Here is a 20,124-nt window from a genome sequence, read left to right as displayed (position 1 = left end):
AGAGTCATGGCCAGCGTACCTGCAGAAACCAATGCCTCCAACATGCCCGCAGCCCGGGAGGGAGACGCGCCAGAGAGCCGCAGCGACCTGTTCATGGGGTTCAACCGGCTCAACCTGCTGCGCCAGATCGGGCTTACGGTGGGGCTTGCCGCCAGCGTGGCGCTGGGGCTGGCGGTCGTGCTCTGGGCTCAGGAGCCGAACTATCAGCCGGTGGTGGGTGATCTTTCATCCTACAATCCCCAGGATGTGACCACCATCCTCGAAAGCAACGGTATCGACTACAAGATGGATCCGCGTACCGGCGCATTGCTGGTTCCCTCGGATCAGGTCTACAACGCCCGTTTGAAGCTGGCGGCCGAAGGTGTCACCGATCGTCAAACCATGGGCTACGAGCTGCTGGACCAGGAGCGTGGTCTCGGCACGTCGCAGTTTATGGAAACCATCTCATACCGGCGAGGGCTTGAGGGTGAGCTTGCCCGCACCGTTGCCAGCATGCGTGGCGTTCGGAATGCCCGTGTGCATCTGGCTATCCCGGAGCGCTCTGTCTTTGTTCGCGATGCCCGTGATCCCTCTGCCTCGGTGTTTCTTGAAGTTTTCGCTGGTCGCCGGCCGGAACAGGAACAGATCAACGCTATTGTGAATCTGGTTGCCGGCAGTGTTCCCATGATGAGCAAGGAACACGTAACCGTTGTCGATCAAAACGGCAATCTGTTGACGGGCAAGCAAAGTCAGAGCGGTGCGGATCAGATGGCGGACCAATACGAATACACCGCCAAAGTCGAGGAGCGTCTGACACGTCGGGTTGCCTCTCTCATTGGACCCATCGTGGGTGATGGCCGCTATCGTGCCGAAGTGTCGGCGGATCTCGATTTCTCCTCGGTGGAGCAGGCAGAGGAATTGTTCAACCCCGAACAGCAGGCGGTGCGCAGTGAGCGTGAGCTGACCGAACGGCGCACTGCTGGCGCACAGGGCGGCATTCCCGGTGCGCTGGCAAACCAGCCGCCGGCTAATGCTACGGTGCCAGAGCAGGCTGCCGGCGGTGATGGTGAGCAGGCGGTGCCAGAACCGGTCAACGTGCGAAGTGAATCCACGCGAAATTATGAAATGGATCGTACTGTCAGCTACCGACGTCAGGAGCTGGGCAGAGTCAAGCGGGTGACCGTGGCTCTGGCGGTGGACGACATGAAAGTAGTGGATCCACAAACGGGCGAAGTCAGCTACGAGCCCTGGCCGGAGCAGGAGCTGCAGCGGCTCAGCATGCTGGTTCGGGACGCCGTGGGCTATTCAGCTGCCCGGGGTGACAGTGTTACGGTGATGAATACCGCATTTGCGCAGGAAGAATCCGTTGAATTCGAGGCTCCGGCGTTCTGGGAACAGCCCTGGTTCTGGGATCTGATGAAGCAAGTGCTCGCAGGCCTGGTGATTCTGGTGCTCGTGCTGGGGCTGCTGCGCCCAACGCTTAAAAGCCTGTCCGGCGGTGGCCAGCGGGAACGCGGCCTGGATTCCGGCTCCGGCAGTGGCGGTGGTTACGGGAGCCTTGATGACATCGAGGGTGGAGATGAGCTCCGCAAGGCCATGTCCGCCCAGGATGATCTGCTTTTGCCGGGTGCCACAGACGGTTATGATAGGCAGTTGAACGCATTGAAAGGTCTGATTGCCGAAGACCCGGCGCGGGTCGCACAGGTAATGCGCCAGTGGGTGAATGTCGATGACTGAGCAAGCCAATCAACAGGGTGGCAATGAGCCGAAGAAACCACAGCGGAAGATTCCGCGTGTGGAGCAGGCCGCGATTCTGCTGATGTCACTGGGCGAGGCGGATGCGGCTGAAATCCTCAAGCACATGGGGCCCAAAGAGGTTCAGCGTGTGGGTGTGGCCATGGCCCAGATGAAGGATGTCAGCAAGGATGAAGTCACCTATGTGATGAACCAGTTTGTTGATGCTGTGGGTGGCCAGACCGGCCTGGGCGTGGGCAATGACGACTATATCCGGACGATGCTGACCCAGGCCCTGGGCGACGATAAGGCATCCAGCCTGATCGACCGTATCCTGATTGGCGGCAACACCACCGGCCTGGATACCCTCAAGTGGATGGAACCCCGGGCTGTGGGTGACATCATTCGTTACGAGCACCCGCAGATTCAGGCCATTGTCATCTCCTATCTCGATCCGGATCAGGCGGCGGAAATTCTTGGCACTCTGGATGAAAAAGTCCGCCTTGACGTCATGATGCGGGTGGCATCGCTGGAGAGTATCCAGCCCCAGGCGCTGCAGGAGCTCAACGATATTCTGGAGAAACAGTTCTCCGGCGGTGCTGCTTCCCAGACTAGCCGGATTGGTGGTGTCAAACGGGCAGCGGATATCATGAACTTCATGGATCGGAGCATCGAGGGCAACCTGATGGATTCCATCAAGGACATGGATCCGGACCTTGCCAGCACCATCGAGGATCTGATGTTCGTGTTCGACAACCTAAAGGAAGTGGACGATCGCGGTATTCAGGCACTGTTGCGGGAAGTGTCCTCGGAAGTACTGGTGGTGGCACTCAAAGGCGCCGACGAAGAGGTCCAGAACAAGATCTTCAAGAACATGTCCAAGCGTGCAGCGGAGTTGTTGCAGGATGATCTTGAGGCCAAGGGGCCGGTCAAGGTCAGCGAAGTTGAATCCGCCCAGAAAGACATTATCACCATTGCACGCCGTATGGCCGAGGCCGGTGAAATCTCCCTCGGCGGTGCCGGCGAAGAAATGATGTGATGAAAGATTCCACCCGTGACGTCAATCGCATTCCCAAGGAACAGCTGACCGCCTATGAACGGTGGGAGCTGCCCCTGCTGGATGCCCGTGGCAATGAAGTAGCGCGGGAAGAGGAGCGCGAGGTCAAGCCCCTCACCGCCGCCGACATTGACGAGATTCGCGAGGCGGCCCGGGAAGACGGCTATAACGAGGGCCGGGAACAGGGTTACCAGGATGGCCTGAAGGCCGGCAAAGAGGAAGGCCACCAGGATGGGCTGGAAACCGGCCTGGCAGAGGGCAGGGAGCAAGGCAAAAGTAAGGGCTACGACGATACCCGCAAGGAAATCGACACCAAGCTTGACCGTCTCGAACATCTACTCGGTGAGTTACTGCTGCCGATCAAGCGCCACGAGGACGAACTTGAAACCTCTCTGGTCAACCTGACCACGGTTCTGGCCCGGGCGGTGGTCTATCGTGAACTGACCATCGACTCCTCCCAGATCCGTCACGTGGTTCGCCGCGCCATGGAGGCGCTACCCTCCACCGCGGAAAACATCCGCATCCATATAAACCCGGAAGACTGTGAAATGGTTCGCGAGGTGACCGCCCGCCTCGAAGCGTCCGCTTCCGTCATTGAAGACGCCAGTATTCTGCCCGGTGGCTGTAAGGTGGAAACCCGTCACAGCCTGGTGGATTTCACGGTTGAGAAACGTTTCCAGCGGGCCGTGCAGAGCATGCTGGACCAGCAGATGAGCGACAGTGAGGGCGGAGAAACCGAGGAACTGGACTCCATGATGGAAGACTTGACCGGTTTCCATCGGGACGTGCTGGATTCCCCGGAGACCGGGGATTCCTCAGACGATCCGAAGCCGGCGCAAAATACAGGTGACGGTGATGACCTCGAGCCTCGCTGATCGCCTCAACCGCTTTCAGGAGTTTCTGGGAAGCGAGCCCGAGCCTGAACTTTCCGGCCGACTGACCCGCATGGTGGGCCTTACCCTCGAATGTGTCGGCTGCCCCATGGTGGTCGGTGACCGCTGTGTCATTTTTGGCCAGAACACCGGTAATGTTGAGGCGGAAGTGGTGGGCTTTGAGGACGACCGGGTGTATCTGATGCCCCTGACAGCAATCGAGGGGCTCAAGCCCGGTGCCAGGGTTGTGCCTCTGTCTGCCGCAAGCCGGGTGCCGGTTGGCCCCCAGCTGCTTGGCCGGGTGGTCGATGGCAGTGGCGAGCCCCTGGACGGAAAAGGCCCCTTGCAGGCCGAAGCCCGCGTGGCGCTCACCGGCGATATTATCAACCCGCTGAACCGCGCCCCGGTGCGGCAGTCGATGGATGTGGGTATTCGGGCGATCAATGCGTTGATGACCGTCGGCCAGGGGCAGCGCCTGGGTCTGTTTGCCGGCAGCGGCGTGGGCAAGAGTATGTTGCTGGGCATGATGACCCGCTTTACCGATGCCGACATCACCGTGGTGGGCCTGATTGGTGAGCGGGGCCGCGAGGTAAAGGAGTTTATCGAAGACATCCTGGGCGAAGAGGGCCTTTCCCGTTCGGTGGTGGTGGCCGCGCCCGCGGACGATTCGCCACTGATGCGGTTGCGCGCCGCCATGCTGACCACCCGGATTGCCGAGTATTACCGGGATCAGGGCAAACGCGTGCTCCTGTTGATGGATTCTCTTACCCGTTACGCCCAGGCCCAGCGGGAAATTGCGCTGGCCGTGGGTGAGCCGCCGGCGACCAAAGGCTACCCGCCCTCGGTATTTGCCAAACTGCCCCAGTTGGTGGAGCGAACCGGCAATGGTCGCCCCGGAGGTGGTTCTATCACGGCGTTCTACACCGTACTGACCGAAGGCGATGACCAGCAGGATCCGATTGCAGACGCTGCCCGGGCGATTCTGGATGGCCACATCGTACTCTCCCGCCGGCTTGCCGAAGAGGGACACTACCCCGCCATTGATGTGGAAGCGTCGATCAGCCGGGTGATGCCGCAGGTAACCGAGACCGAACATTTTTCCAGGGCCCAGCGATTCAAGCAGGTGTACTCACGGTACCAGCAGGCCCGGGATCTGATCTCTGTCGGCGCTTACGTGAAGGGTTCCGATCCCGAGACCGATTTTGCCATCACTCACATCGGTAATATGCGCCAGTTCCTGCAGCAGGGCCTGAATGAGAGTGCACCACTGAAGGAAAGTGTTGACCAGTTGCTGGCGGTGGTGCCAGAGCGTCGATCCCCCGATCGGCGTAAGTCGGCCGTGCCGAATCCGGCAGCTGGCGGCGGAGGTGATGCCTGATGCTGCGTTCCCGGCGTCTGGAAGTGGTTCTTTCCCTGGAGGAGCGCAAGGAGCAGGAAGCCCTGGAGCGAATGGGAGAGGCCAGGAAGCTGGCGGAGCAGCAGCGCGAACAGGTCCAGAACCTGAATCGCTACCAGCAGGAGTACCGGGATCAGATTCGCAACAGCCAACAGGGGATTGTGCAGGTGTCCAGGCTCCAGGCGTGGCAGGCCTTTATTGCGCAACTGGATCAGGTAATCCGGCAGCAACAGACGCAGCTGGAGCAGGCGGAAAAGGTCTTCGAGGCGCGCAAAAAGGAATGGCAGCACGCCTGGGAGCGCCGGCGTGGCATGGAAAAATACATAGAAACCTGCCGCCAGCAGGAGCAGAGGGAGCAGGATCTCCGGGAACAGAAGCTTTCGGATGAGGCCGCGGGGCGGGCTTTTAACCAACGTCGACGCTGAATCTTGCTCCGCATCAAGCAAATACAGATGCAAAATCAGACCACTCAGCTATCCTTACCGGATGTAGGGCTGGTAGTACACGCCGGTCAAATGCTGCTCTTGATAGCCCGGGAGGTTTTGGAATGCCGATCCAGACGCGCCGCGATGATGACGGTCAGACTCTTGTTATCAGGATAGAGGGGCGTTTCGACTTCAGCACCCATCAGGCGTTCCGTGATGCTTACGAGCACGGTGATCCGCACATCCGGAATTACATTGTGGATCTGTCTGACACCACCTACCTCGATAGCTCGGCGCTGGGAATGCTGTTGTTGCTCCGTGATTATGCCGGAGGTGACAGTGCCGGAATCGTCATCGAAAACTGCAATAACGATGTCCGTCGTATCCTTTCAATCTCCAATTTCGAGCAACTTTTCAATATCCGCTGATGCTCGCGGACTGCCGGAGTACTCATGGATGATTCCGTTGCAGAACATAGCCGTCCCCTGAGAATACTGATCGCTGACGGTTCAGACAGCGATCGCCTGATCCTCAAAACACTGCTGAAGCGACTGGGGCACGAAGTCCTTGATGTTGCAAACGGACTGGACGCGGTCTCTGTTTTCCAGCGGGAGGCGCCGGATCTGGTGCTGCTGGACGCCCTGATGCCTGTCATGGATGGCATGGAAGCGGCCCGTCAGATCAAGCTCCTGGCTGGCGAACGGCTGGTCCCCCTGATTTTCCTGACCTCCCTGTCTGAAGCCGGTGCCCTGGCCCGATGTCTGGAGGCCGGTGGCGATGACTTCCTGGGAAAGCCCTATAACCGGATCATCATTGAAGCCAAGATCAAGGCTTTCAACCGAATGCGATTGATGCACCGGACCCTCTCGGATCAGCGGGATCTCATTCGTGAGCGCAACCGACAACTTACCGAAGAGCAGGAAATCGCCAAACGGGTCTTCGATAACGTGGCTCATTCCGGCTGCCTGGATGCCTCCAATATTCGTTATCACGCTTCGCCCCTGTCCATTTTCAATGGTGATGTGTTGTTTGCCTCGCCCCGGCGGGCGGGCGGGATGCTGATCTTCATGGGGGATTTCACCGGCCATGGTCTGCCGGCTGCCATCGGCGCCATGCCTTTAGCCGAGATCTTCTACGGCATGGCCAATAAGGGTTTTAACGGCCAGGACGTGTTGCGCGAGATCAACCAGAAACTCAAACGGATTCTGCCGACGGGCATGTTCTGCTGTGGCGCCATGATTGAGGCGGATTTCAAACTTAATCAGTTGCAGATCTGGAACGGCGGTCTGCCGGATGGCTGGCTGATCCGGACCACCGGAGAACTCCTGGCATTGCCATCGCGGCATCTTCCCCTCGGTATCCTTGCACCAGATCAGTTCAATGCCGATTTCGAGAGGGTTGGTGCCGCCCCTGGCGACAGAGTGCTGATGATGACCGACGGCTTTCTGGAATCTGCCGACAGCGCCGGCAACGTGTTCGGTGAGCAGGGCGTTACCGGCACGCTTGACCGGCTGGACGATGGGGACCATCCGTTCGATGCCATGATGTCCGCGGTTCACCGGTTCACCGGCAACTTTGAGGATGGCGATGACCTGACGCTCTGTTGTCTGGAAATGATGGACGAGGCGGGGCTGGCTACCCTGCCAGATCGTGCCGCACCGTCTGCTCTTGCCGGGCCGGCGGAATGGCGCTGCAGCTATGAAATCCGGGAAAGGACCCTCGGAGAGTTCAGTCCCCTGCCTCTGTTGCTTCATATCTGTATGGAGGTGCCGGGTCTTCGACGGAAGAGCGGCGAAATCTATACCCTGCTGGCGGAACTCTACAACAACGCGCTGGAGCACGGTGTTCTGGAACTCCCGTCAGAATGGAAGCACTCACCGGAGGGCTTTGGCCGCTACTACGCGGAGCGCAATCGGCGCCTGGCCAACGTGGAGGGTCACTACATCCGGTTCACACTGCACCATTCCCTGAAACCGGATGGAGGTCGGCTTCGTGTTATCTGTGAGGACAGCGGCCAAGGGTTTGATTTTCACAATCATCCCAGCGTGGCCCCCGGTAATTCCCCAACCATGAGCGGGCGCTATGCAGGGCGGGGCCTGCTGCTGTTGAAACGTCTGGCGGAGACCATCAGGTTTCATGAACAGGGCAATCATGTTGAAATTGTCTACGATTGGCAGTTCGCCCGTACAGCGGAGAATCGAGATGACTGATAAACCACACCTGGACGAGGAGGCACTGGCTGAGCTTCGAGACGTCATGGAGGACGAATTCGAAGTGCTGATACAGACCTATGTTGCAGATTCCCGCGACAGGATTCGGGGATTGCAAGAAGCCCTGAGGGCTGACGATAGTGACGCCTTTGCCAAGACGGCCCATAGCTTCAAGGGCAGTTGTATCAATATTGGCGCCCCACGACTTGGCGATCTCTGCCTGAGGGCGGAAATCGCAGGAAAGGAATCCCGGCTGGACGATGCCTCGGGATTACTGGATGACATCGCCCGGGAATTCGAACAGGTAATCGCAGGCCTGGATGGCTTGATGGTGGGGTGAATCAGGTCTATTCAGGCCGTTTGTCAGGCGAAGCAGGTGTGCGCTGGCATCACAATTGCTTTGTCCTTCGCATTGAGTGGATTAACCGCCCATGCACCGGCCAGGTCCGGCAAGGTGAGGGCGACAATGCGATAAAAGCGGCAAGAGGTTGCCATGGCCCAGATGGTTCTTCCCCAAACCCCCGCGCCCGGGACGCAACAAGATCCCGGCCCGTCAAAATCCGGAGCCAGCCGAGATCCGGCTGACAGGAAAAGCGATTTCGACTCTGTCTCCCAGGCTGAGCAAAAGCGGCTCGATCGCCAGAAGGCGGATCGGGCCGCTGAGGCCAGATCTGCCGATGAATCCCGGGCGGCCCGGGACACACCTTCAGAGACGAAAACGGAAGCAAACGCGAACGCTGATCCAAAGGGTGGCGAAAAAGCCAACGCTGCCACGGATGCTGAATCACAGGACGCGGACTGGGCCGCTGTAGCAGGTGATGGCAAATCAGAGCCGACGGCGCTTCCCCTTACCTTTGTCGAGTTGCAGTCCTGGCTGAATCCAAAAGCCGGAGGTGCCGGTGAGTCCGCCATGTCAGCTACAATGCCGGGAGTCGGCGTCAATGCTGCCAACGGTGTTTCGGGCCAAGCGAATTCCGTTGCCGGATTGTTCAGTGGCCTTCTCACAGGGGCCTCGGGTCAGAAAGCTCAGTCCGGATCCGGCGGTGTTTCCGGCGATGCGACACTGACAGATGTCATGAAGGCCTCAGTGCTCACCGACTCCGGCCGCAATGCGGATTCCGGCTCGTTGATCAATTCTGGCCGCTTCCAGTCCGCCATGGATCTGGTGTCCCAGCAAGCGGCCAATAATGCCAATGGGGCAGCAAAACTGACGGCCGAGAACGCTGCGCCATTACGAGGTTATGCTACGTCCATTGATGTGCCGGTAGGCCATGCAGAGTGGGGCGACAAACTGGTGGGCAAGCTCAGCTGGCTGACTGCCCGTAACATGTCGGTTGCCGAAATCCACCTGACACCACCGGACATGGGCCCCATGGAGGTCAAGGTCCGGGTGCAGAACGAGCAGGCGAGTATTACGGTCCATTCGGCCAATCCCGTGGTCCGTGACCAGCTTGAACTGCATTCCCACCGGCTCAGGGATATGCTGGGTGAGCAGGGAATGTCGTTGGCAGGCTTCGATGTTTCCGATTCGCCTCGCCAGCAGACCGGCGAGCAGGGCACCGGAAACGATAATGGCTCCGGTGGCGGTTCGGCATCGCTGGTCGCTGGCGATCAGGACGATGAAGGCATCAGCTCCGGCAGCCTTGATCTCAGCTGGAAAGGCGAAGTAGACATCTTCGCCTGATACCCTTCGATATTCTCTTCCAATCTCCTTTGCCCATCCTTCCCGGCAACGCTAAACTGCTGTTCTGAACGGGAAGGTTGGGTGTTCTGGCCCGCCCTTTGCATCCAATCCTGAAAAGTCGCGGAAAATTGCTCCCCGTGACGGATTTCTGGCAAAGCGAACATTATGGCTGAAAATAACGAATCTGAAGCGGCTCCTGCCAAGAAGGGAAAACTGAAACTGATCATCATGCTGGTTGTGGTGGTGATCCTGGCCATTGTGCTGTCTGTGGTGGGTACCCTGTGGTTCCTGGGCGGCGGTCTTCCGGGCATGGGGGAGGAAGAGGGTGACGCAACCGAGGTTGCAGAGGAAACCTTTATTCCCAGCAGCTACTACCAGATGGAAAAAGCCATCGTTACCACGGTTCAGGCTGAGGGTCGCCAACGCTACGCCCAGGCTTATCTGGCGCTGGAGTCCACCGATCCACAGGCGCTTGAAGCTGCCAAGCTGCACATGCCTCTCATTCGAAGCCAGCTGGTGACAGTCCTTGGTAGCAGTAACTTCAACGAGCTGCAGACGCCCGAGGGCCGCAGTGGCCTGGCCGAGCGGATGCTAACCACGGTGAATCAGGTTCTGGAGCAGGAAGGCGAGCCCGCCATCAAACGGGTGTTATTCAGAAATTTTGTCGTGCAATAGCGCACGGGCCAAGGTACTTCACGGGCAGGACTACGTATGCAGGACTTGTTGTCACAGGATGAAATCGATGCCCTCCTCCACGGGGTGGATGACGGTGACATTGATACCTATGAAGAGACTGACGATACCGGCATAAAGAACTACGACCTTGCCAGTCAGGACCGCATCGTTCGGGGCCGGATGCCGACCCTGGAGATGATCAACGAGCGCTTTGCCCGTTACACCCGGATCAGCCTGTTCAACCTGATGCGTCGCAACGCCGATGTCTCCACCGGAGGCGTCCAGATCATGAAATTCGGCGAGTATATCCACACCCTGTACGTGCCCACCAGCCTGAACCTGTGCAAAGTCCGCCCGTTGCGCGGCACTTCGCTGTTCGTGCTGGATGCCAAGCTGGTCTTCAAACTGGTGGACAACTTCTTCGGTGGGGAGGGGCGGCACGCCAAGATCGAGGGTCGCGAGTTCACCCCGACCGAGACCCGCATCGTGCAGATGGTTCTGGATCAGGTGTTCCACGATATGAAGGAAGCCTGGCACGCGGTCCTCAAGGTGGATTTCGAGTACCTGAGCTCAGAAGTGAACCCGGCCATGGCCAACATCGTCAGCCCCAGTGAGGTGGTCGTGGTCAGCACCTTCCACATTGAACTCGACGGCGGCGGCGGTGAGCTGCATTTTGCCTTGCCCTATTCCATGATCGAGCCCATCCGCGACGTGCTCGATGCCGGGGTTCAGAGTGATATTGACGATGTTGATGAGCGCTGGGTGAACGCGCTCCAGGAAGACATCAAAGAGGTCAACGTTCCGATCAACACGACGGTCTGTCGCCGTCGGATCTCGTTGCGGGACATCGCCAAGATGAAAGCCGGTGACATTATCCCGGTGGAGGTGCCCGAGCATTTGACGGTCACCGCCAACGGCATCCCCGTTTACAAGGCAACTCTGGGGACCCGTGACGGGAAACTGGCACTGCGGATTCATGAGCGGGCATCAAGGCCCAAGGTAAAGAAACAATTGAAGGTGGGACGCAATGGCTGACGACGACAAGAAAGACGAGCAGGAGCTCAGCGAAGACGAAAAGCTGGCTGCCGAGTGGGAAGCCGCCATGGAAGAGTCCGGTGATGAGGGCGAACGCGAGGACGAGTGGGCCGCTGCGATGGCAGAGGCCGGCGAGACCGGAGAGGCCGAAGACGATGTTCAGGCTGCGCCCATGGAGGAATTCGAGACCGGAAGCGAACCCTCCATGGGTGGTGGTCCTGCTCCGGATATCGACGTCATTCTCGATATACCGGTCACCATTTCCATGGAAGTGGGCAACACCCAGATCCCGATACGGAACCTGCTGCAACTGAACCAGGGCTCGGTTATCGAACTGGACAGGCTTGCGGGCGAACCGCTGGACGTGCTGGTAAACGGTACCCTGATCGCCCATGGCGAGGTGGTCATGGTGAATGAAAAGTTCGGCATCCGTCTCACCGATGTGATCAGCCCGGGCGAACGTATCAAGCGGTTGCAGAAGTAACATGTGGTCCAGAGTGACTGCGGCACTGGCGCTGCTTGTGATCAATCCGGTTGTTGCCCAGGAAACGGCAAAGACTGCTGCGCCTGATTCGCCGGTGCGAGCCCCGGATACCCTCGGAACCATTCTCAGCCTGGGGCTGGGTCTGGTGGCCGTGGTTGCCGTGATCTATGGCTGCGCCTGGATCATCCGCCGGATGAACGGCATGACCGGCATGAACAACAACGCCATCAAGGTGGTGTCGGTGATGGCCATTGGTGCTCGCGAGCGTATCGCGCTGATTGAGGTGGGCGGCCAGCAGATCCTGTTGGGTATTACCCCATCGGCGATCCGGACCCTGCATGTGTTTGACGAGCCGGTTGTCGAGGCTGGCAGCGCCGGCTCCAGTGATTTTGCCCGGCGTCTGCAGGGCATGATCGGCAAATCCTGGACTTCCCCGACAAGGAACGACTAGCCCCATGCTTGCGGCAACCATCAAGCGACTGCTTCCATCCCTGATTGTCTTGGCGGGCTTTGTCTGGGCGCCACTGGCGCTGGCTCAGGAGCCTTCCGGCATCCCTGGTATACCGGCTTTCACAGTGACGCCCGGAGAAGGCGAGGGCGCCCAGGAATACTCGGTAACCCTGCAGATCCTGGCGCTGATGACAGCGCTGACGTTCCTGCCGGCCATGCTCATGATGATGACGTCTTTTACCCGCATCATCGTTGTGTTTGCGATCCTGCGCCAGGCAATTGGCCTGCAATCCACACCGTCGAACCAGATTCTTCTCGGCCTGGCCCTGTTTCTCAGCATCTTCATCATGAAACCGGTGCTGGAAGAGGCCAACCGGGTGGCGCTGCAACCCTACATGCAGGAGGAAGTAACCTCCCTGGAGGCGGTCGAGCTGGCAAGCCAACCGTTCCGGAAATTCATGCTGGAACAGACCCGTGAGAGCGATCTGGCCCTGTTCATGCGGATCTCCGACACACAGTACGATACACCGCAGGACGTGTCCTTCTGGATACTGATGCCGGCATTCGTAACCAGTGAGCTCAAAACCGCGTTCCAGATCGGGTTTATCCTGTTCATCCCGTTCCTGATTATCGATATGGTGGTGGCCAGTGTTCTCATGGCCATGGGTATGCTGATGCTGTCGCCGATCATCATTTCCCTGCCGTTCAAGATCATGCTCTTTGTTCTGGTGGATGGCTGGGCCCTGATCATGGGCACACTCGCCGCCAGTTACGGAATATAGGAGGCATCATGACTCCGGAAACCGTTATCGACATTCTGCGCGAAGCCCTGTGGATGATCGTGCTTCTTGCCTCGATCATCATCGGCCCGGGGCTGGTGATTGGTCTTGTGGTCAGTACCTTCCAGGCTGCCACCCAGATTAACGAACAGACCCTGAGCTTCCTGCCGCGCCTGCTGGTTACGTTGATTGTCATCATCGTCTGGGGCCCCTGGATGCTCACGCAGTTGCTGGATCATGCCAACCGGTTGTTCGGCAACATACCCTACCTGATTGGCTGACGGATGATACCGGCGGAGATCAGCGCGGATGTGATCGGCCAATGGGTCGGCCAGCACCTCTGGCCGCTGTTCCGCCTGGCCAGCTTCCTGATGGTGATCCCCATTTTCGGTGCCCAGCTGGTGCCGGCCCGGATCCGTCTCGGGCTGGCCTTGCTGATGACCATACTCATCGCGCCCATGATACCGCCCGTTCCTCAGGTGGAAGCCCTGAGCGCCGATGCCGTGGTCATTACCCTGCAGCAGATACTCATCGGCGTCGGCATGGGCTTTGCGCTGACCGCACTCTGGCAGTTGTTCGTGATTGCCGGCCAGATGATCGCCATGCAGATGGGGCTGGGCTTTGCCTCAATGGTCGATCCGGCCAACGGTGTGAACGTGCCCGTACTGTCCCAGATTTACACCATCACCATCACCCTGTTGTTCCTGGCCATGAACGGCCACCTGGTTGCCTTTGAAGTGTTTATAGAAAGCTTCCGGACCCTACCTATTGGGATGGAAGGCCTAGGCCAGACCGGAGTCTGGGAACTGGCCCACCGGATCAGCTGGATGTTCGCCTCCGCCATGCTCCTGGCGTTGCCGGCGGTTACCGCCGTGCTGATCGTCAACATCTCCTTTGGTGTCATGACGCGCGCCGCTCCCCAGATGAACATCTTCGCGTTGGGTTTCCCGATTGGCCTGATTTTTGGATTGTTTGCCATATGGGTGCTGCACGCCAATTTTCTGCCGCACTTCGATCAGTACGCCCGGGAAACCTTTGATTTCATGCGGGGATTGCAGGGGCAGCCGTAGAGATTTATGGCCGAAGAAGACGACAACAGTCAGGAAAAAACGGAAGAGGCCACCCCCCGAAGGCTCGAAAAGGCCAAGGAGGAGGGCCAGACTGCGCGCTCAAAAGAGCTGGCCACCATGGCCGTCCTCCTGGCAGGCGCCGGCGGCATGCTGATGTTCGGCGCCAGCCTGGGAGCCTCGTTGGAGGCGATCATGCGAGATAGCTTCGTTATCGAACGCTCCGCCATCTTCGACATGCGCCACATGAGCGTGCAGCTCATTGAATCCTCCAAGGAAGCGGCCTGGGCTCTCTCTCCCATTCTGGTATTACTGCTGATCGCCGCTATCTTCGGCTCCATCGGCATCGGCGGCCTGCTGATCAGCGGCAAAGCCGTGGCCCCGAAACTCAATCGCATGGACCCCATCAAGGGCCTCGGGCGCATGTTCTCAATGCGCTCCCTTATCGAGCTGGTAAAGGCCATTGCCAAGGTCGGTCTGGTAATGGCCTTGGCCATTCTGATCCTCGATCTGCGCACGGAAGACTTGTTGGCCATTGCCGAGGAGCCGGTGGTGCCGGCCATGGAACATGTACTCTGGACCATCGCCTGGAGCTTTTTCCTGCTTTCCTGCGCCACCATCATCATCGCGGCGATCGACGTACCCTTCCAGATCTACGATCACCAGAAAAAACTGCGCATGACCAAGCAGGAGGTGAAAGACGAATACAAGGACACCGAGGGCAAACCCGAGGTCAAAGGCAAGATCCGCCAACTCCAGCGTGAAATGGCCCAGCGCCGCATGATGCAGGACGTGCCTACGGCAGATGTGGTGATCACTAACCCGACCCATTACGCCGTTGCCCTGAAATACGATCAGAAGGCGATGGCCGCGCCGATAGTGGTGGCCAAGGGCGCCGATGAGGTGGCCTTCAAAATCATGGAAATTGCCCGTGAGAACAAAGTCGAGATCCTGAGAACGCCGCCGCTGACTCGGGCGGTGTACCACAACACCGACATCGGCGAGGAGATTCCCGATGGCCTGTACATGGCCATTGCCCAGGTGCTCGCCTATGTGTTCCAGCTCCGACAGTTCCGCAAGGGGCGCGGGCCCAAGCCCGGTATGCCGGAGTTCCCGATTCCTTCGGATTTGCGGCGGGACGTTTAGTTTGGAGTTGGGTTTCTTTTGGTAGCCTGCGGGTTTGGGAGTTAGCGCGGTTGTGGCTGGCCTTTTCAGGACACGCTACGAGCACATCCATGTGCGCTTGACTGTGGCCATCCATGGCCACAGACAGTCCTGAAAAGGCCACCCACAACCGCTTATCAAACCCCTTCGATATCGCTGAAAAATACCCATCCAACTCAGGAGCTTTTGGCGGATTCCCGTCGGGTTTGCGAGGTTTGTGGGGCTGCCTCCCAAAAATGTCGGCGGCCAAGGATGGCCGACGCCAAGCGCACATGGATGTGCTCGTAGCGGTTTTTGGGAGGCAGCCCCACGAACCTCTTCCCGCTAAATCATCAGGCTGGGGCAGGAGTGGAAGGCGAGATCAGCAACCAGCCTCGATAACCCGAACCATCGGCTCCCCGCGGCTTTCCGGAATCGGCAGTATCCCATACGAGGCCCGCGGGTCATGGACCGTGGTCGAGGTAAAGCCGCAGGACAGGAAGTGCTTGCGGGCCTGCTCGTCGGTCTGGAAGTGGAACGGTACCTCGCTACGGGTAACGGCCCCGAGGACGCCACCGAGCACTTTGAGGGTAGTGTTCAGCACCGGCTGGCGGGGTTGGTAGTAGCTTTCGGAGAGGTAAACCGAGCCCGGGCGTTTGGCCATGGCGGCGGCCAGTCGGCCGGTGGCCATCAGGCGGAGGGCCTTGCGGGCGGCCATGTCGGGCAGATCGGCTTCGACCATGTGGAGCAGAGGGTGTTTCTGCCGTAACCGAATGCCGCGGGGGGGCATGCCGGAGCTGTCAGTCGGCTTTCTGCTCATAGACGGCTTTACCCCATGCCTCGCGGCTGCCGGGCAGTATCAGGTTCAGGATGATGGCAGCCACCGCACAGAGCGCGATGCCTTCGAGGTGCCCGAGCACCATGCCGCCAATACCGAACACCAGGGTAACGCCTACGATAACCAGGTTGCGAGACTGCGACAGATCTACCTGGTGGCGGATCAGTGTGTTCAGGCCAACGACGGCAATGGAACCGAACAGCAGGCAGAGGATGCCGCCCATGACGGGCACCGGGATGGTTTGCAGTGCTGCGCCGAATTTGCCAACGAAAGCCAGAACAATGGCGATGCAGGCAGCCCACCACATGACCTTGGGGTTGAAATTCTTGGTGAGCATAACGGCGCCGGTGACTTCCGAGTAGGTGGTGTTGGGCGGTCCTCCAAGCATGGAGGCGGCGCTGGTGGCCAGGCCGTCACCCAGCAGGGTGCGGTGCAGGCCCGGCTTTTCCAGGTAGTTCTTTCGGGTCACGTTGCCGATGGCCAGCACGTCACCGATGTGTTCAATGGCCGGGGCAATGGCGACGGGGATCATGAACAGCACGGCGCCCCAGCTGAATTCCGGCGCAACAAAGTTGGGAACGGCGAACCAGGCGGCGTCCCGGATTGGCGTGGTATCCACGATACCGGCAAACGCGGAGAGGATGTAGCCGGTGATAACGCCGAACATGATCGGAATCAGCCGGAAAATGCCTTTCGACCAGACCGACATGATGATGGTTACGGCCAGCGAGATCATGGCGATCCAGATCGCCGTGTCGTAGGGAATCAGCTGGTTGGCGCCATCACCGGTGCGGCCGGAGGCCATGTGAACGGCAACCGGCGCCAGGCCGAGACCGATAGTCATGATCACCGGGCCGATAACCACTGGCGGCAGCAGGCGGCGGACAAAGCCGGTGCCCCGCAGCCGCACCAGTCCACTGAGGAAAATATAGAGAATACCCGCTGCCATCAGGCCGCCGAGTGTCTCTTCCATGCCGAACTTGCCTTTGGAGGCAATCACGGGGGCAATAAAGGCGAAGGACGACGCGAGGAAAATCGGGATCTGACCGCCGGTCACCACGTGAAAGATCAGGGTGCCCAGGCCGGCGGTGAACAGGGCCACGTTGGGATCCAGCCCGGTAATCAGTGGCATCAGAACCAGCGCGCCGAACGCCACCAGCAGCATCTGGGAGCCAGCAATGGCCTGTTTCCAGACCGGGTCGTTGGTATGGTCCTGCATTCTTAAACGTCCTTTTGCTTGGTGCCGAAGATTTTGTCGCCGGCATCGCCGAGACCCGGAAGGATGTAGCCTTTGTCGTTGAGGCGCTCATCAACGGAGGCGGTGTAGATAGACACGTCCGGATGTTTTTCCAGAACCTTTTCAACACCTTCGGGCGCGGCAACCAGCACCAGGGCCCGGATCTCGGTGCTGCCGGCCTTCTTGAGCAGGTCAATGGTGGAGATCATTGAGCCGCCGGTGGCGAGCATCGGATCGACAATCATGGCCATACGCTGGTCCAGTTCGCCCACCAGCTTTTCAAGGTAGGTGCTGGCCTCGAGGGTTTCCTCGTTGCGGATCTGGCCGACAACACTGACCCGGGCCACCGGAATCAGGCTGAGGACACCGTCAAGCATGCCAAGGCCGGCCCGCAGGATCGGCACGATGGTGACCTTCTTGCCGTGAATCTGTTCCACGTTAACCGGCCCTGCCCAGCCTTCGATGGTCTTTTCCTGCAGATTGAAGTCTTTGGTGGCCTCGTAGGTCAGGAGTGCACCGACTTCCTGTGCCAGCTCCCGGAAATTCTTGGTGCTGATATCCGCACGGCGCATGATGCCGAGCTTGTGGCGGATCAGAGGGTGTTTTACCTCGTGGATTGGCATGGGGTCACCTGTGTGTCTGGTTGGAATTTTGGCGTCGCGATCAAATGGCGCAAGGATACCGCATCTGGCAAGGGGAGTCAGGCCGCAAATGGCCGGTTCCGTGAAATCCACTAAGGGCTGGTACGGATCTTGCGATAACCCTTCCAAACGACGCTCCGGTGTCAGATTTTCGACCTTCAAAACGCCTGCAGGCACGGCCAATCGGAGAAGTATCCGGCATGGACAGAGCTTTAGTCCTCAATAACGTCAAAACCCTGACGCGGGGCAACCTGGGCATACCAATCATGCTGATGGGCTTGCTGGGCATGATGATTCTGCCCATGCCGGCGTTCCTCCTGGACGTGTTCTTTACTTTCAACATCACCCTGTCCATTGTCATTCTGCTGGTGTGTGTCTACGCCCTGCGGCCGATGGAGTTTGCGTCCTTCCCGACAGTCCTGCTGGTAGCCACACTTCTGCGTCTCGCCCTGAACGTGGCGTCTACCCGGATTGTTCTGCTGAACGGCCACGAAGGCGGCGATGCCGCCGGTAAGGTGATTGAATCCTTCGGTGCGGTACTGATCGGTGGTAACTATGCTGTGGGTCTGGTGGTGTTTGCGATCCTGATGATCATCAACTTCCTGGTGGTGACCAAGGGCGCCGGCCGGGTGTCCGAGGTGAGTGCCCGTTTTACCCTGGATGCCATGCCCGGCAAACAGATGGCCATTGATGCGGACCTGAACGCCGGCCTGATCAATCAGGACGAAGCCAAGCATCGTCGTGCCGAAATCGCCCAGGAAGCGGATTTCTACGGCTCCATGGACGGTGCGTCCAAGTTTGTGAAAGGCGACGCCATTGCCGGCCTGCTGATTCTTGCGATCAACATCATTGGCGGTATTGCCATTGGTATGCTGCAGCACGGCCTGGATTTCGGGCTGGCCATGGAGCGATATGCGCTGCTGACCATTGGCGACGGCCTGGTGGCACAGATTCCCTCGCTGCTGCTGTCCACGTCTGCTGCAATCATGGTAACGCGGGTTACCTCCAGCCAGGACATGGGCGGCCAGATCCTCCAGCAAATGTTCAGTGCGCCCAAGGCGCTGTCCATTGCCGCCGCTATCCTGATCATTCTCGGTCTGATTCCCGGAATGCCCCACGTGGCCTTCCTGGGTCTGGGTGCACTGGCCGCCGGCGCTGCCTGGTATATCTGGAAGCACCAGAGACAGACCGTCGAAGAAGATGGCGCATTCCCGACTAGGGGCGCGGGCGGGGCGGCTCCACGGCCGGCGGGTCGGGATCTGCCGCCGGGCGGTGACGCTGGTGGCGATCAGGGTCGTCAGCTGCCGGCACCCGGAGAGACCAAGGAGCTGGGCTGGGACGACGTGTCCACCGTCGATATCGTCGGTCTGGAAGTGGGTTACCGGCTGATTCCGCTGGTCGACAAGTCCCAGGGTGGCCAGTTGCTCAGCCGCATCAAGGGGGTTCGTAAAAAGCTGTCCCAGGATCTGGGCTTCCTGATGCCTTCGGTCCATATTCGCGACAATCTGGATCTGATGCCCAACGTCTACCGCATCACCCTGATGGGGGTGACCATTGCCGAGGCGGAAATCCATCCGGACCGCGAACTGGCCATCGACCCGGGTCAGGTATTCGGAAAGATAGAGGGCATTGAAGGCAAGGATCCGGCGTTCGGTCTGGATGCCAGCTGGATTGAGCCGGACAAGAAAGACCAGGCCCAGACGCTCGGCTATACCGTGGTTGATGCCAGTACGGTGGTCGCCACCCATCTGAACCAGGTGCTGCAGAAACACGCCCACGAACTGCTGGGCCATGAGGAAGTCCAGAAGTGGCTGGATCAGCTGGAGAAGATTTCTCCGAAGCTGGCCGAGGAACTGGTGCCCACCACCGTTTCCATCAGTCTGCTGCTGAAAGTACTGCAGAACCTCCTGAAGGAGGAAGTGCCGATCCGGGATATGCGGTCCATTGCCGAGGCCATCGTGAACGTGCATCCGAAGAGCCAGGATCCGAAGCTGCTGACCACCGTAGCCCGGCAGTCCCTGCGCCGGATGATTGTTCAGAGCATCTGCGGCAACGAATCGGAGATACCGGTCATCACCCTGGACCCGGATCTGGAACAGTTATTGCTAAAGTCAGTTCAGCAGAGTCAACAATCCGGCGGTCAGGAAGATATTGGCCTGGTTCTGGAGCCGAATATGGTTGAAAAGCTCCAGCGCTCCCTGCAGGAGAGTGTTCAGCGCCAGGAGATGCTCGGCAAGCCGGCCATTCTGCTGGTTTCCGGGCCCCTGAGGCCGGTACTGGCGAAGTTTGCCAGTTATGGGGTAGAGCGCCTGCATGTGCTCTCGTACCAGGAAATTCCGGATAACAAACAGATTACGATCGTGGCGTCCGTTGGCCAGTAACGGCGCGGATGACAGAGCGGACAGCGCCGGCACGGCG

General features: G+C 59.2%; 21 protein-coding genes. 18 read left to right on the top strand and 3 right to left on the bottom strand.

Annotated elements, in window-relative coordinates; all coding sequences use genetic code 11:
• Positions 1–6: 6 nt before the first annotated feature.
• The 17 genes from fliF (at position 7) to flhB (ending at position 14,993) form a co-directional block, all read left to right on the top strand.
• Positions 7–1,716: a flagellar basal-body MS-ring/collar protein FliF gene (fliF, locus tag ACGK9W_RS09215; protein WP_405420505.1), complete on the top strand. Its 1,710-nt coding sequence runs from the start codon at positions 7–9 to the stop codon at positions 1,714–1,716.
• Positions 1,709–2,752 (top strand): flagellar motor switch protein FliG, encoded by a 1,044-nt coding sequence (fliG, locus tag ACGK9W_RS09210; protein ID WP_104320340.1) that lies wholly within the window; start codon positions 1,709–1,711, stop codon positions 2,750–2,752. The genes fliF and fliG overlap by 8 nt, the downstream gene beginning before the upstream one ends.
• Positions 2,752–3,645: a flagellar assembly protein FliH gene (locus ACGK9W_RS09205; protein ID WP_405420501.1), complete on the top strand. Its 894-nt coding sequence runs from the start codon at positions 2,752–2,754 to the stop codon at positions 3,643–3,645. Before fliG ends, ACGK9W_RS09205 begins: the two co-directional genes overlap by 1 nt.
• A complete protein-coding gene (gene fliI / locus ACGK9W_RS09200) occupies positions 3,626–5,020 on the top strand; it encodes a flagellar protein export ATPase FliI (protein ID WP_053112489.1) in 1,395 nt (464 codons plus the stop codon). Before ACGK9W_RS09205 ends, fliI begins: the two co-directional genes overlap by 20 nt.
• The gene (gene fliJ, locus ACGK9W_RS09195; protein WP_008173065.1) at positions 5,020–5,463 is read left to right on the top strand and encodes a flagellar export protein FliJ; all 444 of its coding nucleotides are present in this window, start codon (positions 5,020–5,022) and stop codon (positions 5,461–5,463) included. The genes fliI and fliJ overlap by 1 nt, the downstream gene beginning before the upstream one ends.
• A 122-nt stretch (positions 5,464–5,585) precedes the next feature.
• A complete protein-coding gene (locus ACGK9W_RS09190; protein WP_053112487.1) occupies positions 5,586–5,891 on the top strand; it encodes an STAS domain-containing protein in 306 nt (101 codons plus the stop codon).
• A 24-nt stretch (positions 5,892–5,915) separates the two neighbouring features.
• The gene (locus tag ACGK9W_RS09185) at positions 5,916–7,673 is read left to right on the top strand and encodes a PP2C family protein-serine/threonine phosphatase (protein WP_405420496.1); all 1,758 of its coding nucleotides are present in this window, start codon (positions 5,916–5,918) and stop codon (positions 7,671–7,673) included.
• Positions 7,666–8,013, top strand: a complete 348-nt coding sequence (locus ACGK9W_RS09180) for an Hpt domain-containing protein (RefSeq protein WP_008173068.1) — start codon at positions 7,666–7,668, stop codon at positions 8,011–8,013. Before ACGK9W_RS09185 ends, ACGK9W_RS09180 begins: the two co-directional genes overlap by 8 nt.
• A gap of 153 nt (positions 8,014–8,166) precedes the next feature.
• Positions 8,167–9,357 carry a flagellar hook-length control protein FliK gene (locus tag ACGK9W_RS09175; RefSeq protein ID WP_008173069.1) on the top strand — a complete coding sequence of 397 codons (1,191 nt, stop codon included), beginning with the start codon at positions 8,167–8,169 and terminating at the stop codon, positions 9,355–9,357.
• A gap of 165 nt (positions 9,358–9,522) precedes the next feature.
• The gene (fliL, locus tag ACGK9W_RS09170) at positions 9,523–10,032 is read left to right on the top strand and encodes a flagellar basal body-associated protein FliL (RefSeq protein WP_008173070.1); all 510 of its coding nucleotides are present in this window, start codon (positions 9,523–9,525) and stop codon (positions 10,030–10,032) included.
• A gap of 36 nt (positions 10,033–10,068) precedes the next feature.
• Complete coding sequence (gene fliM, locus ACGK9W_RS09165; RefSeq protein WP_273094625.1) at positions 10,069–11,067, top strand: flagellar motor switch protein FliM; 999 nt, start codon at positions 10,069–10,071, stop codon at positions 11,065–11,067.
• Complete coding sequence (gene fliN / locus ACGK9W_RS09160) at positions 11,060–11,551, top strand: flagellar motor switch protein FliN (protein ID WP_008173072.1); 492 nt, start codon at positions 11,060–11,062, stop codon at positions 11,549–11,551. Before fliM ends, fliN begins: the two co-directional genes overlap by 8 nt.
• 1 nt (position 11,552) lies before the next feature.
• A complete protein-coding gene (gene fliO, locus ACGK9W_RS09155) occupies positions 11,553–12,002 on the top strand; it encodes a flagellar biosynthetic protein FliO (RefSeq protein ID WP_273018029.1) in 450 nt (149 codons plus the stop codon).
• A gap of 4 nt (positions 12,003–12,006) precedes the next feature.
• Complete coding sequence (gene fliP, locus ACGK9W_RS09150; RefSeq protein ID WP_008173074.1) at positions 12,007–12,783, top strand: flagellar type III secretion system pore protein FliP; 777 nt, start codon at positions 12,007–12,009, stop codon at positions 12,781–12,783.
• Between the two features lie 8 nt (positions 12,784–12,791).
• A complete protein-coding gene (gene fliQ / locus ACGK9W_RS09145; protein ID WP_008173075.1) occupies positions 12,792–13,061 on the top strand; it encodes a flagellar biosynthesis protein FliQ in 270 nt (89 codons plus the stop codon).
• 3 nt (positions 13,062–13,064) lie between these two features.
• Complete coding sequence (gene fliR / locus ACGK9W_RS09140) at positions 13,065–13,850, top strand: flagellar biosynthetic protein FliR (RefSeq protein WP_008173076.1); 786 nt, start codon at positions 13,065–13,067, stop codon at positions 13,848–13,850.
• Positions 13,851–13,856: 6 nt separating this feature from the next.
• Entirely contained in the window at positions 13,857–14,993 is a 1,137-nt protein-coding gene (flhB, locus tag ACGK9W_RS09135) for a flagellar biosynthesis protein FlhB (protein ID WP_062782263.1), read from the top strand.
• Positions 14,994–15,372: 379 nt separating this feature from the next.
• Here the strand turns inward: flhB and ACGK9W_RS09130 are convergent, their stop codons facing one another.
• The 3 genes from ACGK9W_RS09130 to upp are packed head-to-tail and all read right to left on the bottom strand — an operon-like array spanning position 15,373 to position 17,688.
• The gene (locus ACGK9W_RS09130; protein WP_053112472.1) at positions 15,373–15,810 is read right to left on the bottom strand and encodes a hypothetical protein; all 438 of its coding nucleotides are present in this window, start codon (positions 15,808–15,810) and stop codon (positions 15,373–15,375) included.
• On the bottom strand, positions 15,791–17,047 hold the full coding sequence (locus tag ACGK9W_RS09125) for a uracil-xanthine permease family protein (RefSeq protein WP_088556889.1): 1,257 nt from the start codon (positions 17,045–17,047) through the stop codon (positions 15,791–15,793). Before ACGK9W_RS09125 ends, ACGK9W_RS09130 begins: the two co-directional genes overlap by 20 nt.
• 2 nt (positions 17,048–17,049) lie before the next feature.
• Positions 17,050–17,688: a uracil phosphoribosyltransferase gene (gene upp, locus ACGK9W_RS09120; protein ID WP_008173081.1), complete on the bottom strand. Its 639-nt coding sequence runs from the start codon at positions 17,686–17,688 to the stop codon at positions 17,050–17,052.
• 218 nt (positions 17,689–17,906) lie between these two features.
• Between upp and flhA the strand changes: the two genes are divergently transcribed.
• Positions 17,907–20,087 (top strand): flagellar biosynthesis protein FlhA, encoded by a 2,181-nt coding sequence (gene flhA / locus ACGK9W_RS09115; protein ID WP_273072183.1) that lies wholly within the window; start codon positions 17,907–17,909, stop codon positions 20,085–20,087.
• Positions 20,088–20,124 lie beyond the last annotated feature (37 nt).

This window comes from Marinobacter flavimaris, assembly GCF_045057155.1.
Lineage (GTDB): Bacteria > Pseudomonadota > Gammaproteobacteria > Pseudomonadales > Oleiphilaceae > Marinobacter > Marinobacter manganoxydans.
The sequence above is the reverse complement of the archived record's forward strand: the minus strand, read 5'-3'. Positions and strand labels throughout refer to the sequence as shown.